Raw genomic sequence first — 12,706 nt, forward strand, 5'->3', positions numbered from 1 at the left:
CGGGCGAATGGCATCAGCCGCGCGCGCGCCAGCCGGCCAGGCCCAGGCACAGCCAGCCGGCGAGGAAGCAGACACCACCCAGCGGGGTGATCAGCCCCAGCTTGCCCAGGCCCACCAGGGTCAGCGCATAGAGGCTGCCGGAGAACAGCAGGATGCCCGCGATAAAGAAGCGCCCGGCCAGACGCAGCAGGCGCGGCGACAGCTGCTGCGCCAGCAGGGCCACCAGCAGCAGCGCCAGGGCGTGGAGCATCTGGTAATGCACGCCGGTCTGGAACACCGCCAGGTGCTCGGGACTCAGCCGGGCCTTGAGCCCGTGGGCGGCGAAGGCGCCGAGGGCGACACCGGTGAAACCGAAGAAAGCGGCGAGCGAAACGAAGGGGCGCAACATGGTCCAACTCCGGACAGGGACGAGACGGTCGTTATAATGGCCGAGTAGCGGCCAATGCCCAATCCGTGGATCGGCCCTGCAACGCGACACTCCGCCACGCCCGACCAGGACCCCACGCCCGCGATGCTGCGATCCCTCTCCCGCCGCCTGCTGAAAATCCTGCTGATCTGCGCCCTGGCCAGCGCCCTGCCGGTACTCGTCATGCGCTGGGTGCCGCCACCGGGCACGGCGTTGATGGTCGAGCGCAAGATCGAGTCCTGGACCGCCGGCAAGCCGATCGACCTGCAACGCCAATGGCGGCCCTGGGAGCAGTTGCCCGACAGTCTGAAGATCGCGGTGATCGCCGGTGAGGATCAGCATTTCGCCGAGCACTGGGGCTTCGACATCGCGGCGATTCGTGCGGCCCTGGAGCACAACGCCGAGGGCGGCAGCCTGCGCGGCGCCAGCACCTTGTCCCAGCAGGTGGCGAAGAACCTGTTCCTCTGGTCCGGACGCAGTTGGTTGCGCAAGGGCCTGGAGGCATGGTTCACCCTGTTGATCGAGGGGCTGTGGTCGAAGCAGCGGATTCTCGAGGTCTACCTCAACAGTGCCGAGTGGGGCCCCGGCGTGTTCGGCGCGCAGGCCGCGGCGAAACACCATTTCGGCGTCGACGCCGACCAACTCAGCACCCGCGAGGCCTCTCTGCTCGCCGCCGTCCTGCCCAACCCGTTGGGCTGGAGCGCCAGCCGGCCCAGCGCCTACGTCGCCCGTCGCGCCGCCTGGATTCGCCAGCAGAGCCGGCAGTTGGGCGGAGCCGGTTACCTGAAGCAACTGCAGCCGTAATCGAGGGTACAGTCCCAATCCCCCGAGGGCACGCCGCAACCCATGCAGCGCGGCGTCCGGCGCTGCGCTCCCAGGCAGGGGCCTGGAAGCGATCAAGTCACACGCCACCGCGGCGGCCTACACCCCGGTCCTCCTTGCAGATGGTCGAGCCAGCCGGCGGGCTTGCCGTGCGCGGTCGCTTTGACGCCCCGCTGACACGCCGGGGCGGTTTACCTGCCTATATCTACGCAACTACAGGTGCGTTCTTGCAACCTGGTGCAGTCTGTATACCTTCAAGTTTTCCTAAGGAGGTATCTGCTGATGACTGCTACCGACGTGCTATTTCGTCCATTCCAGATAGGCACCCTGACGCTGAAGAACCGCATCGTGATGGCGCCCATGACCCGCAGCTTTGCACCTGCCGGCATTCCGGGGCCTGCGCATGCCGCCTATTATCGGCGGCGTTCCGAGGGCGGCGTCGGTCTCATACTGTCCGAAGGAACGGTGATCGACCGACCGGCGTCGCGGAATGATCCGGATGTGCCTTTCTTTCACGGCGCCCAGGCACTGGAGGGTTGGAAAGGCGTCATTGATTCCGTGCATCAGGGCGGCGCCAGAATGGGCCCCCAGCTCTGGCACACCGGCGCCTTGAAAAGCTTTCTGACGGAATGGGTCCCGGATTCGCCGGTCGAGAGCCCTTCCGGGCTGGAGGCTGCGGACATCGAGCGTGGGGTCGCCATGAGCGATGGCGATATCGCCGACACCATCGCGGCCTTTGCCCGCGCCGCAAGCGACGCGAAGCGCCTTGGCTTCGACACCCTCGAGCTGCACGGAGCGCACGGCTATTTGCTCGACCAGTTCTTCTGGGCTGCCACCAACCGGCGGAGCGACCGCTATGGGGGTGCCACGATTGGCGAGCGCTCGCGCTTCGCCGCCGAGGTCGTCGCGGCCGTTAGGGCGAGCGTCGGCCCCGACTTTCCGATCATCCTGCGCCTCAGCCAGTGGAAGGTGCAGGACTTCACCACGCGGCTCGCGGAAACGCCGGAGCTCATGGCGGACTGGCTGGTTCCGCTCGTCGAGGCGGGCGTCGACGTACTGCACTGTTCGCAGCGGCGATTCTGGGAGGCGGAGTTTCCGGAGATCGACGGCGAGCAGGGCCTGAACTTCGCCGGGTGGGCCAAGAAGCTAACCGGGGCGGCCACCATCAGCGTCGGCTCGGTCGGGCTGACGGGAGACTTTATGGGTGCGTTCGCCGGCGAGGGCTCGTCTACGGCCAAGCTCGACAAACTGGTCGAGCGGATGGAGCGTGACGAGTTCGATCTGATCGCGGTAGGGCGCGCGCTGATTGCTGATCCGACGTGGGCAGAGAAGGTTCGCATCGGTGATGTCAGCGGTCTGAAAGACTTTGACGCATCGGCACTCGCTCACCTGGCGTAGAGCCCCGGATGCATCGCTGAAGGCAGCTCAAGGAACAGCGCACATCACGGGCTTTAACGCTCATCGGCACCGGCGATGAGCGCGTGCTCGCGGGAACGACCCAAGCGCCGGGGCCGATCCGAGGCAGCCTTGCTCCTCGGATCGTGGATCACGATGACACTGCAGCGCCCCCACTCGCGGAAGGCGCATCGATGATGCGGGCCATCAACGACGTCCCTACCGCTCGAATGCTGTATCTGCAGCACAGCTAGGGCCTGTTCCCGTTTCATTCGCGAGCCGCGTTGTCGCCAGAAATGGCCTGCGGTTAGGCGCAGGACGCCGCCAATGGTTATTCCCTTGGCAAGTCCTGCAACGACAGCGCAGGCCATTTCTGGCACAACCCTGCGGGCCGGTGCCTGTTTTGCCGCGATACGGCGTTACTCGTCTTGAACTTACCCCGGTAAGTCCTGCGACTCGCGCCTTGTCTCGCGCCAAAACAGGCGCCGGCGCGGCCGTGAATGAAGCGGGAACAGGCCCTAGGGCAACGAAGTCGATGAGCACCGCCAGGTCTGCCACATCGACCAATGGCTGTGCTTTCCCAGGATAATAGGCTCGTACGTTCTCACGTCCTGGGGACGACGGCCGGGTATAACGCCTATATCCAGCACTGGAAAGTCCCCCTTAGCGAGGCACATACCCTATGTCGAACGATGCACTCGAACTGCCGCTAGACGTCGCGGCGACGCGACCGATCCTCGAACACATCGCCAACAAGTGGACGGTGCTGATCCTCAGCGTGCTTTGCACGAATCCCGCGCGATTCAACGACCTGAAGCGGCGTCTCGACGGCATCACGCACAAGGCCCTGTCCGAAGCCTTGAAGCGTCTGGAGCGCAACGGCCTTGTCAGTCGGAAGGTCCTGCCGACACAGCCGATCGGCGTCGAATACACCATCACCGACCTTGGCTGCTCGCTGCGCGAACCCTTTGCAGCGCTCTACAACTGGTCGCTGGCCAACGGTCCCGCGATGCAGCGCGCACAAACTGCCTATGACGACGCGAAGGCCGAAGCGCTGGACCAGACAGCCGTATCATGATCGATCGTCAAAGGCATCGCGCAGCATCTCGAGCGCGGCGCGCACGGCAGGGTTGTTACGCCGGCTTTCGGGCCAGATCGCGGTGACGCGGCTCCGATTCACCGCGAATTCGCTCAGCACCGGCACGAGTTCGCCGCGCGCGACATAGGGTGCCGTGACGAATGCCGTACCCATGCCAATGCCCGCACCGGCGGCAAGCATGGCAATCAGCGCCTCGCTGGTATCGGTCGTCAGTGTCGAAGGCGGCACGATCTCGGTCGTCTTGCCGCCGATACGGAAGGGCCAGTGCATAGGCTGGCCGGTACTCTGATAGCGCAGGCTCACCGTGTCGTGATCGGCCAGATCGTCGGGGTGCTTCGGCGTACCGCGCTCCGCCAGATAGGAAGGGGCGGCGAAGCAGCAGAAGCGCAGCGGGGCAAGCGTGCGGGAAAGCAGGCGTGAATCGGCAAGGTCGCCAATCCGGACGGCGATATCGATGCCTTCCTCGACGATATTGACGAAGGTGTCGCTCAGCCGCAGGTCGATCGAAAGTCCGGGGTAGCGCCGACGAAAGGCAGGCAGCGCGGGCGCGATCACATGGATCCCGATCGGGAGCGAGGCGGCAATGCGCAAGGACCCGGACGGTTCCGAGCGTACCGATGCCGCAACCTGCGCGATCTCGTCCGCGTCGCGCAACAGCCGAACCGCCCGCTCATGCAGTTCCCGCCCCTCCGGGGTCAGCGTCAGCGACCGCGTGGTGCGCGTGAACAGCGGGACGCCCAACTGCTTTTCAAGCCGCTGGATGCTTTTGCTGATCGCCGACGGCGAAACCGACAGCGACCGCGCCGCGGCGCTGTAGCTACCGAGGGTTCCCGAGCGCGCAAAGGCGATGAGGCCGGTCAGCCGGTCAAGCGATATTTGTTCCGTCATGGAATGATTGAAGCGTCATACGCCCTTATTATCAACCTATGGGCCCGATGATAGCGTGGTGTCGCAAACGATCCCCCAGGAGTTGATGATGAGCGACACGATGATGGCCGTGCGATTGCACGAATTCGGCGGACCCGAGGTGCTGCGATATGAAGCCGCGCCGCGCCCGGTGATCGGACCCGGCGAAGTGCTGGTCCGTGTCCACGCAGCGGGGCTCAATCCGCCCGACCTCTATCTACGAGACGGTTATCGCGCGCTGCCGCCGGAATGGCGGCCCGAAGCGGCGTTTCCGCTCATCATCGGCACCGACATTTCAGGCGTCGTCGCGGCGGTTGCCGACGACGTGACACAGTTCGCGGTCGGCGATGCGGTGTTCGCGATGGTGCGCTTCCCCGCGGATCTGATGACGGGCAGCGGAGCCTATGCCGAGTATGTCACGGTGGCCGCCGACGAACTCGCGCTCAAGCCCGGCGGCGTCGATCATGCCCATGCCAGTGCTGCCCCCATGTCGCTGCTGACGGCTTGGCAATTCCTAATCGAGGTCGGGCACGACGCACCCAATCCTTTCCAGCCCTCGCCCCATGTGCCGGTCCCGCTCAACGGCAAGACGGTGGTAGTGAACGGTGCCGCTGGCGGCGTCGGCCACCTGCTCGTCCAGCTTGCCAAATGGCGAGGTGCGCATGTCGTCGGTGTCGCATCGGGCAAGAACGAGTCGCTGTTGCGCGAACTGGGTGTCGATCGCTTCATCGACTATCGGCGAGAGGCCGCAGAGACGGTGATCCAGGATGCCGATCTGGTGGTGGACGCCGTGGGCGGCGCGGACATGGAACGCTTGCTCGGCATCCTCAAGCCGGGCGGCGCGCTGTTTCTGGTGAATCCACTCGGCTTTGCCGGCCATGAGGAAGCGCGGCGGCGCGGCATCACCGTATCGTCCACACAGGTCCGATCGAACGGCCAGCAACTCGCCGAGGCGGGACGCCTGCTCGACGACGGAACGATCCGGGTTGTTATCGACAGCCGCTTCGCGCTTGCAGACGCGGCGGACGCCCATGCGCTCGCCATGAAGGGCGGCGTGCAGGGCAAGATCATCCTGACGGCCGCCTGACGATGGCTGGCATGCTGATCGTTAGCGGAACGCTGTGGGTGCCGCCGGCCGAGTTGCCGCGCTTCGTCGACGATTTCGCGGACCTTTCCGCGATAACCCGACAGCGCGACGGGTGCCTCTCGTACGACACTGCCGTCCTTGATGCCGCCAGGGGACTGCTGCTGGTCGCGGAGCGGTGGAGCAACGAGAACGCACTTGCCGCGCATCTGGGCGCCGAGACGACAGCGGCGTTCGTATCGCGCTGGTCGGAACATCTTCGCGGTGACGTGCGTGTCTACGATGTAACCCATGAGCGCGGTCTTGAGGACGCCATGAGCAGTCCCCTCGATCGAACTCCGCCCGACTGAGCAGGCAGGCCCAACCGGGAATCGTACGTCCGCGGCTTGCGCCCGGATCAGCGGAGGTTCGCCCACGGCGTTCACGCGAGGCGTGGTGGTCGAGGTAAGCATGGCGATCTCCGCTGAAGCCCTGGCAATCGCTCAGGCCACGCTTGATGGCTGGGCGGCGAGGCGCTCGGCGGTCTCGCGGTAGCTGTACAGCGAACGCCCGAGCATTGCGGTGAGGCGATCGGCATCGCCGGGCTGCGGGATCATGCCGTGGCTGACATAGCGCTCGGCCATCAGGCGCATCTCGTAGGCCATCCAGCGCGGCATAAAGTTGCCCATATTCTGCTCGAACCCGCTGGGATCATCGCCGGCATAGGCAATCGGCCGGCCGAGAATATCGGACCAGATCGCCGCAATCCCGCTGCCGGTCAGTAGATCGGGACCGACGATGTTGATCGTCTGGCTCGGCAGCTTCTCGGCGGAGCGCTCGCGACGAACCAGTTCGATCGCCGCGATCTCGGCAATGTCGCGAGTGTCGACCATGGCCACGCCCTTGTCGCCGATCGGCATCGGATAGACGCCATGGCCGGCGATCACGTCCTTCACCATCGCTTCGTTGTCGATGAAATAGGTCGGGCGCAGGATCGTCGCAGCGAAGCCCATCTTTTCGAGCATCCGCTCGGCGCCGTATTTGACCGCGAAGTGCGGGACGTTGACCGCCTCGTCAGCCTCGAACACCGACAGATAGACGACATTGTCGACCCCGGCTTCGCGAGCGAGATTGAGGGTGATGATCGCCTGGGTGAATTCATCCCCGGCGACGGCATTGAGCAGGAACAAGGTGCTGACGCCGGCAAATGCCGCACGGACGCTGTCAATGTCGAGCAGGTCGCCCTTCACGACGTCGACGCCAGCAGGGAATCTGGTTTTGCCTGGGTCGCGGGTGAGGACGCGGACCTTTGCATCGCGCGCGACGAGTTGGTCGACGAGGTGGCGGCCGATGCGGCCCGTAGCGCCGGTAACGAGGATGGTCATGGTGAGTACTCCTTGGCTTGATGGGGAAGGCCAAGATAAGTGATCCACCGGACGTCGAATAGCTGCTATATATAGACGCATCGTCTCACTGACGAGACGGTTTAAGGAGCCGTTATGGACCTGCTCGCACTCGCCGATTTCACCCTCGTCGCCCGCCATGGCGGGTTCGGCAGAGCGTCGCGCGCGACCGGACGGCCGAAGGCGACGCTATCGCGGCGGGTCGCCGAACTGGAAGCCGCGCTCGATCTGCGGCTGTTCGAACGCGGCGCGCGCGATGTGAAACTGACCGAAGAAGGACGCGCCTTGTACGAGCGCGCCGGCGCGCTGCTTACGGAACTGGAAGAAACCGCCGCTGCGATTGCCTCGGGCGGCACTCAGGTCCGCGGCGGCATGCGGATCAGCGCGCCGCTTCTTTTCTCGCAAACCGCGATGGGTCGGATCGCAGGCGAGTTCTCCCTGCGCTATCCCGAGGTCAGGCTGGAGGTCACGACCGAGGACCGCGCCGTCGACATGATCGAGGAAGGCTTCGATCTGGCCATCCGGGTGAACCCCGATCCGGACGAAACGCTGGTTGGGCGCCCCTTTCTGCGGGATCGACTGGTGGTGGTTGCCCACCCCACCTTGGCACGCCCGAATGACGCCCCCGTCCCTGCGATCGTCCGCAATAGCGAGCGCGGCGATAGCTGGACGATCACCGACGGGCACGGCACGTCGAGAATGCAGATCGCGCCAGTGCTACGTCTTTCGTCGCTGGTGATGATCCGCGATGCCGTGCGTGCGGGCGCCGGGGTGGCCCGGCTGCCCATCTCGTTCGTCGGCCGCGATATCGCGGAGGGACGTCTCGCGCACTGGGCCGACGTGCCGGATACCGACATCGCATTATGGGCGCTCTATCCGACCCGCCGACTTCTCAATGCCCGCGTGTCAGCCTTCCTCGACTTTCTCAGACAGGCCTTTCCCACAGGCGAGCCCGAGGAGCTTGGGAGGTATCTCGATCTGCAGTAGGCCTCGCCAGCGCCGGAGGCTTTTCACGCGCCCGCGCTCACTACCCAGCCTGGGCGTCGTTGGGCAGCCCGGACGGCGACCGATACGGCCTCGAGGGAAACCACCCTCTCCGCACAGCCCTAGGGTGGACGAGCAAACCGTCATCCACCCTCGGGTGCAGCCCGCCAGTGGCGGGACTGCATCGCTTACTCGTTGGGCAGCACGCGGCAGGTCAGGCTCTTGATGTAGCGCGTCTCGGCGATCGCCGGGTGCACCGGGTGGTCCGGGCCCTGGGCGCCACGCTCGAGCAGCTGGATATTGCGGTCCAGGTGCCGCGCGCTCTGCAGCAGGATGTTCTGCAGGTCATCCTCGGGCAGGTGCATCGAGCAGGAAGCGCTGACCAGGATGCCGTCGCGGTTGAGCAGGCGCATGGCCTGTTCGTTGAGGCGGCGGTAGGCGGCCTCGCCGTTCTTCAGATCCTTGCGGCGCTTGATGAACGCCGGCGGGTCGGCGATGACCACGTCGAAGCGCTCCTCGGCGGCCTTGAGTTCCTTCATCGCGGCGAACACGTCGCCCTCGACGCAGGCCATGCGCTCGGCCACGCCGTTGAGCGCGGCGTTGCGCTCGACGCCGTCGAGGGCGAAGCTCGACGCGTCCACGCACATGACTTCGCTGGCGCCGTAGACCGCCGCCTGCACGCCCCAGCCACCGACGTAGCTGAACAGGTCGAGCACGCGCTTGCCCTTCACGTAGGGCGCCAGGCGCGCGCGGTTCATGCGGTGGTCGTAGAACCAGCCGGTCTTCTGTCCTTCGCGCACCGGCGCCTCGAAGGCCACGCCGTTCTCTTCCAGCGCCAGCCAGTCCGGCACCTGACCATAGGCGTCGGCAACGTAGCGCTCGAGGCCCTCGGCGTCGCGCGCGGAGGAGTCGTTCTTCCACAGCACGCCGGCCGGCTTGAGCACCTGCAGCAGTGCGGCGAGCACGTCATCGCGCAGGCGCTCCATGGTCGCCGAGGCCAGTTGCACCACCAGGTAGTCGCCGAAGCGGTCCACCACCAGGCCTGGCAGCAGGTCGGAGTCGCCATACACCAGGCGGTAATGCGGGGTATCGAAGAGCCGCTCGCGCAGGCTCAGGGCGACCTTGATGCGGTGTACCAGCAGCGACTTGTCGAGCACGTGGCGTACATCGCGGGACACCAGGCGCGCGCAGATCAGGTTGTTCGGCGACAGCGCCACCACGCCCAGCGGCTTGCCGGCGGAGGTTTCCAAGAGGGCCTGGTCGCCTGCGGCGAACAGCGTCAGCGGCGTGGCAGCCACGTCCACCTCGTTGCTGTAGACCCACAGGTGACCGCCGCGCAGGCGGCGTTCGGTGTTGGCTTTCAGACGCAAGGAGGGAAGGGACATGGAGCGACTCCGGAAAAAGGGCCGGCGATTATAACGCAAGCCCCGTCGCCCCCGCCCGGGGCAGCGCTCCGTGCGCCGGGGCGCGAACGGGCCGCCCGTCGTTTAGCAGGCGTTGAGGCGGACTTCCTGGCGCTCGCCGGGGAAGAAGAACGGCCGCAGGCGCACGCCGACGCCGTTGCCGACGAAAGCCGCGACCAGCCAAAGCCAGCCGTGCAGACTGCCGGAGGCGATGCCGCTGAAGTACGCGCCGATGTTGCAACCGAAGGCCAGGCGCGAACCGTAGCCCAGCAGCACACCGCCAATCACCGCGGCCACCAGCGAACGTGCCGGGATGTTCAGGTTGGGCGCGAAGCGCCCGGCGAGCCCCGCGGCGAGCAACGCGCCGAGCATGATGCCGATGTCCATCACCGAGGTGATGTCGGCCCAGACCGGCGCGGCGAGCGCCTTGGCGTTACCCGCCTGCTGCCAGAACGGCCAGGCGCTGACGTCCACGCCGAAGCCCTGGAGGGTCTTCGCCCCCCACAGGGCAAAGGCCGAGGTGATGCCCCAGGGACGCCCGGCCAGGGCCAGGGTGGCGAAGTTCAGCACGGCCAGTGCCACGGCGCCCCAGACCAGCGGCCAGGGGCCGCGCAGCAGACGCCCGAGCCCCTCGCAGGAGCTCGCCTCGGGGCGTTCCAACGAACCGTGACGACGGCGTTCCAGTTGGATGCTCAGCCAGGCGATGGCGGCGAACAGGGCTAGGCTGATCGCCAGCCCCGGCAGCAGGCCCAGGCTCACCAGCGAGGTCGGCGGCAGGCTCGGCAGGGCCGCCCACCAGTGCAGGTGATGGGTCGCCAGGGTGCCGCCGACGATGAAGAACAGCAGCGTCACCAGCATCCGCGCGTTGCCGCCGCCGACGGTGAACAGGGTGCCGGAGGCGCAGCCGCCGCCCAGTTGCATGCCCACGCCGAAGAGGAACGCACCGATCACCACCGAGGTGCCGGCCGGCGCCACCAGGCCGCGCACCGGGGTGCCGAACAGACTGCCGGCGGACAATGCCGGGAAGAACAGCAGCACCGCCAGCGCCAGCATCACCATCTGCGCGCGCAGGCCGGCGCCGCGTCGATCGCGGATGAACACGCGCCAGGCGGAGGTGAAGCCGAACGCGGCGTGGTAGAGCACCAGGCCGAGGGCCGCGCCGACCAGGAAGAGCAGGGCCTGGCGCCCCCCTGCCAGCTGTTGCAGCGCCAGCGCCGCGAGCAGTGTCAAGGCAGCGGCGAACCCAGGGGTGGCGCGGCCTGAGCCAAGGGGCGCAGCGCGCAGGGAAAGGGACATGGAGAACTCCGGTCAGTGAAACGCCGCGCAAGCCTATGCGCTCGACGAACTACAGACCAATAATTTCGCGGAATCGCTTATTCCGAAGGTGATGCGCCCATCGGCTATACCCTTACCGACGCATGTCGCTAAACTGCGATGAATCGTCACTACTACCGTCCGTGCCCCATGACCCAGGAACTCTCCGCCGAACAGATTCGCCAGGCCCTGCAGGGCATCAGCGTTCCGCCGCAGCCGCAGATCATGGTCGACCTGCAGCTCGAGCAGTTCCTGCCCAACCCGGACCTGCGCACCATCGCCCGCCTCATCGGTCAGGACCCAGGTCTGTCCGGTTCGCTGCTCAAGCTGGTCAACTCGCCCTATTTTGGCCTGGCCAACAAGGTCACCTCGATTCAGCGCGCGGTGAACCTGCTGGGCGTGAAGAGCGTGGTGAACCTGATCAACGCCCAGTCGATCAAGGGCGAGATGAGCGACGAGACCATCGTCATCCTCAACCGTTTCTGGGACACCGCCCAAGACGTGGCGATGACCTGTCTCAACCTGGCCAAGCGCCTGGGCATCCAGGCAGTGGACGAGGCCTACGCACTGGGGCTGTTCCACGACTGCGGCGTACCGCTGATGCTCAAGCGCTTCCCCAGCTACATGGACGTGCTCGAGCGTGCCTATGCCGAGGTCAGCCAGAACAACCGCGTGGTGGATACCGAGAACCGCGAATTCAGCACTAACCACGCGGTCGTCGGCTACTACACCGCGCGCTCCTGGAACCTGCCGCCACACCTGTGTGACGCCATCGCCAACCACCACAACGCGCTGACGCTCTTCTCCGAGGACATTGGCGGCGATCCGCTGCGCAAGAACCTGGTGGCACTGCTGAAGATGTCCGAGCACATCTGCGGCAGCTACCGGGTGCTCGGTAACCAGGCCGAGGATCGCGAATGGCAGCAGATCGCCCCGCTGGTGCTGGACTACATCGGACTCACCGAGTACGAATTCGAAGGGCTCGAGCAGAGCATCACCGAACTGGGTATCGGCTGAGCCGCCTGTCACGAGTCACCCGATGCCTGAACTCCCCGAAGTCGAAACCACCCGCCGCGGGATCGCCCCGCATATCGAGGGCCAGCGCGTGGCGCGGGTCTGCGTGCGCGAGCGGCGCATGCGTTGGCCGGTGCCCGAAGACCTCGACGTGCGTCTCTCCGGGCAGCGCCTCCTGCGCGTGCAGCGGCGCGCCAAGTACCTGCTGCTCGAAGCGGAAGTGGGTACGCTGATCATCCACCTGGGCATGAGCGGCAGCTTGCGACTGGTGGCCAGCGGCACGCCACCGGGCAAGCACGACCATGTCGACATCGAGTTCGAAGACGGCCAGGCGCTGCGCTACCACGACCCCCGGCGCTTCGGCGCACTGCTCTGGACGGGCGATCCGCACGCCCATGAGCTGCTCCGCCACCTGGGGCCGGAACCGCTGACCGAGGCCTTCGACGGCGACCGTCTGTTCAACCTCTCGCGGGGACGGCAGATGGCGGTCAAGCCCTTCATCATGGACAACGCCGTGGTCGTCGGGGTGGGTAACATCTACGCCAGCGAGGCGCTGTTCGCCGCCGGTATCGACCCCCGCAAGCCCGCAGGCAGCATCTCCCGCGCCCGCTATGCGCGCTTGGCCGACGCCATCAAGCGCATCCTCGCGCATGCCATCGAGCGAGGCGGCACGACCCTGCGCGACTTCGTCGGCGGCGACGGCAAGCCCGGTTACTTCCAGCAGGAACTCTGGGTCTACGGACGTGCCGGCGAGCTGTGCAAGCAGTGTGGCGGCACCTTGCGCGAGATCCGCCTGGGCCAGCGGGCCAGCGTCTACTGCGTGCGCTGCCAGCGCTAATTCCACAAAAGCGCTGCCCGCGCAGCGCCCTGTGACACGACAGAAACTGACAAACGCCC

The 12,706-nt window shown here is 66.2% G+C and carries 13 protein-coding genes; 8 read left to right on the plus strand and 5 right to left on the minus strand.

All coding sequences use genetic code 11. From position 1 onward, the window contains the following. Positions 1-13: 13 nt before the first annotated feature. Positions 14-388 carry a DUF423 domain-containing protein gene (locus ACYRGX_RS01315; RefSeq protein WP_473054815.1) on the minus strand — a complete coding sequence of 125 codons (375 nt, stop codon included), beginning with the start codon at positions 386-388 and terminating at the stop codon, positions 14-16. A gap of 123 nt (positions 389-511) precedes the next feature. Between ACYRGX_RS01315 and mtgA the strand changes: the two genes are divergently transcribed. From mtgA to ACYRGX_RS01330, 3 genes are all read left to right on the plus strand, one after another. After that, a complete protein-coding gene (gene mtgA / locus ACYRGX_RS01320; protein ID WP_473054816.1) occupies positions 512-1,210 on the plus strand; it encodes a monofunctional biosynthetic peptidoglycan transglycosylase in 699 nt (232 codons plus the stop codon). Between the two features lie 300 nt (positions 1,211-1,510). Then, entirely contained in the window at positions 1,511-2,626 is a 1,116-nt protein-coding gene (locus tag ACYRGX_RS01325; protein ID WP_473054817.1) for an NADH:flavin oxidoreductase, read from the plus strand. A gap of 679 nt (positions 2,627-3,305) precedes the next feature. After that, positions 3,306-3,701, plus strand: a complete 396-nt coding sequence (locus tag ACYRGX_RS01330; protein ID WP_473054818.1) for a winged helix-turn-helix transcriptional regulator — start codon at positions 3,306-3,308, stop codon at positions 3,699-3,701. Here ACYRGX_RS01330 and ACYRGX_RS01335 read toward each other — a convergent pair. Beyond that, positions 3,696-4,610 carry a LysR family transcriptional regulator gene (locus tag ACYRGX_RS01335; RefSeq protein ID WP_473054819.1) on the minus strand — a complete coding sequence of 305 codons (915 nt, stop codon included), beginning with the start codon at positions 4,608-4,610 and terminating at the stop codon, positions 3,696-3,698. The genes ACYRGX_RS01330 and ACYRGX_RS01335 overlap by 6 nt on opposite strands. An 88-nt stretch (positions 4,611-4,698) precedes the next feature. Between ACYRGX_RS01335 and ACYRGX_RS01340 the strand changes: the two genes are divergently transcribed. Then, positions 4,699-5,715: an NADP-dependent oxidoreductase gene (locus ACYRGX_RS01340; protein ID WP_473054820.1), complete on the plus strand. Its 1,017-nt coding sequence runs from the start codon at positions 4,699-4,701 to the stop codon at positions 5,713-5,715. Between the two features lie 11 nt (positions 5,716-5,726). Continuing rightward, positions 5,727-6,062: a putative quinol monooxygenase gene (locus ACYRGX_RS01345; RefSeq protein WP_473054821.1), complete on the plus strand. Its 336-nt coding sequence runs from the start codon at positions 5,727-5,729 to the stop codon at positions 6,060-6,062. Between the two features lie 132 nt (positions 6,063-6,194). Here ACYRGX_RS01345 and ACYRGX_RS01350 read toward each other — a convergent pair whose 3' ends face one another. Continuing rightward, complete coding sequence (locus ACYRGX_RS01350) at positions 6,195-7,076, minus strand: SDR family oxidoreductase (protein WP_473054822.1); 882 nt, start codon at positions 7,074-7,076, stop codon at positions 6,195-6,197. A gap of 114 nt (positions 7,077-7,190) precedes the next feature. On the opposite strand from ACYRGX_RS01350, the gene ACYRGX_RS01355 reads away from it, so the two are divergent. Further along, positions 7,191-8,081, plus strand: a complete 891-nt coding sequence (locus tag ACYRGX_RS01355; RefSeq protein ID WP_473054823.1) for a LysR family transcriptional regulator — start codon at positions 7,191-7,193, stop codon at positions 8,079-8,081. Between the two features lie 185 nt (positions 8,082-8,266). Here ACYRGX_RS01355 and ACYRGX_RS01360 read toward each other — a convergent pair whose 3' ends face one another. Continuing rightward, positions 8,267-9,463: a class I SAM-dependent rRNA methyltransferase gene (locus tag ACYRGX_RS01360; RefSeq protein WP_473054824.1), complete on the minus strand. Its 1,197-nt coding sequence runs from the start codon at positions 9,461-9,463 to the stop codon at positions 8,267-8,269. A gap of 102 nt (positions 9,464-9,565) precedes the next feature. Beyond that, entirely contained in the window at positions 9,566-10,777 is a 1,212-nt protein-coding gene (locus tag ACYRGX_RS01365) for a YeeE/YedE family protein (RefSeq protein WP_473054825.1), read from the minus strand. Positions 10,778-10,945: 168 nt separating this feature from the next. Here ACYRGX_RS01365 and ACYRGX_RS01370 point away from each other — a divergent pair, with 168 nt between their 5' ends. Both ACYRGX_RS01370 and mutM read left to right on the plus strand, forming a co-directional pair. Continuing rightward, positions 10,946-11,812, plus strand: a complete 867-nt coding sequence (locus tag ACYRGX_RS01370; RefSeq protein ID WP_473054826.1) for an HDOD domain-containing protein — start codon at positions 10,946-10,948, stop codon at positions 11,810-11,812. Positions 11,813-11,834: 22 nt separating this feature from the next. After that, positions 11,835-12,647: a bifunctional DNA-formamidopyrimidine glycosylase/DNA-(apurinic or apyrimidinic site) lyase gene (gene mutM / locus ACYRGX_RS01375; protein ID WP_473054827.1), complete on the plus strand. Its 813-nt coding sequence runs from the start codon at positions 11,835-11,837 to the stop codon at positions 12,645-12,647. Positions 12,648-12,706: the final 59 nt, after the last annotated feature.

This window comes from Pseudomonas sp. R4-15 (assembly GCF_055768815.1).

What these genes read in the sequence shown, in the direction of transcription:
- ACYRGX_RS01315 (WP_473054815.1), bottom strand. Translation starts at nt 388, where the DNA reads ATGTTGCGCCCCTTCGTTTCGCTCGCCGCTTTCTTCGGTTTCACCGGT.
- mtgA (WP_473054816.1), top strand. Translation starts at nt 512, where the DNA reads ATGCTGCGATCCCTCTCCCGCCGCCTGCTGAAAATCCTGCTGATCTGC.
- ACYRGX_RS01325 (WP_473054817.1), top strand. Translation starts at nt 1,511, where the DNA reads ATGACTGCTACCGACGTGCTATTTCGTCCATTCCAGATAGGCACCCTG.
- ACYRGX_RS01330 (WP_473054818.1), top strand. Translation starts at nt 3,306, where the DNA reads ATGTCGAACGATGCACTCGAACTGCCGCTAGACGTCGCGGCGACGCGA.
- ACYRGX_RS01335 (WP_473054819.1), bottom strand. Translation starts at nt 4,610, where the DNA reads ATGACGGAACAAATATCGCTTGACCGGCTGACCGGCCTCATCGCCTTT.
- ACYRGX_RS01340 (WP_473054820.1), top strand. Translation starts at nt 4,699, where the DNA reads ATGAGCGACACGATGATGGCCGTGCGATTGCACGAATTCGGCGGACCC.
- ACYRGX_RS01345 (WP_473054821.1), top strand. Translation starts at nt 5,727, where the DNA reads ATGCTGATCGTTAGCGGAACGCTGTGGGTGCCGCCGGCCGAGTTGCCG.
- ACYRGX_RS01350 (WP_473054822.1), bottom strand. Translation starts at nt 7,076, where the DNA reads ATGACCATCCTCGTTACCGGCGCTACGGGCCGCATCGGCCGCCACCTC.
- ACYRGX_RS01355 (WP_473054823.1), top strand. Translation starts at nt 7,191, where the DNA reads ATGGACCTGCTCGCACTCGCCGATTTCACCCTCGTCGCCCGCCATGGC.
- ACYRGX_RS01360 (WP_473054824.1), bottom strand. Translation starts at nt 9,463, where the DNA reads ATGTCCCTTCCCTCCTTGCGTCTGAAAGCCAACACCGAACGCCGCCTG.
- ACYRGX_RS01365 (WP_473054825.1), bottom strand. Translation starts at nt 10,777, where the DNA reads ATGTCCCTTTCCCTGCGCGCTGCGCCCCTTGGCTCAGGCCGCGCCACC.
- ACYRGX_RS01370 (WP_473054826.1), top strand. Translation starts at nt 10,946, where the DNA reads ATGACCCAGGAACTCTCCGCCGAACAGATTCGCCAGGCCCTGCAGGGC.
- mutM (WP_473054827.1), top strand. Translation starts at nt 11,835, where the DNA reads ATGCCTGAACTCCCCGAAGTCGAAACCACCCGCCGCGGGATCGCCCCG.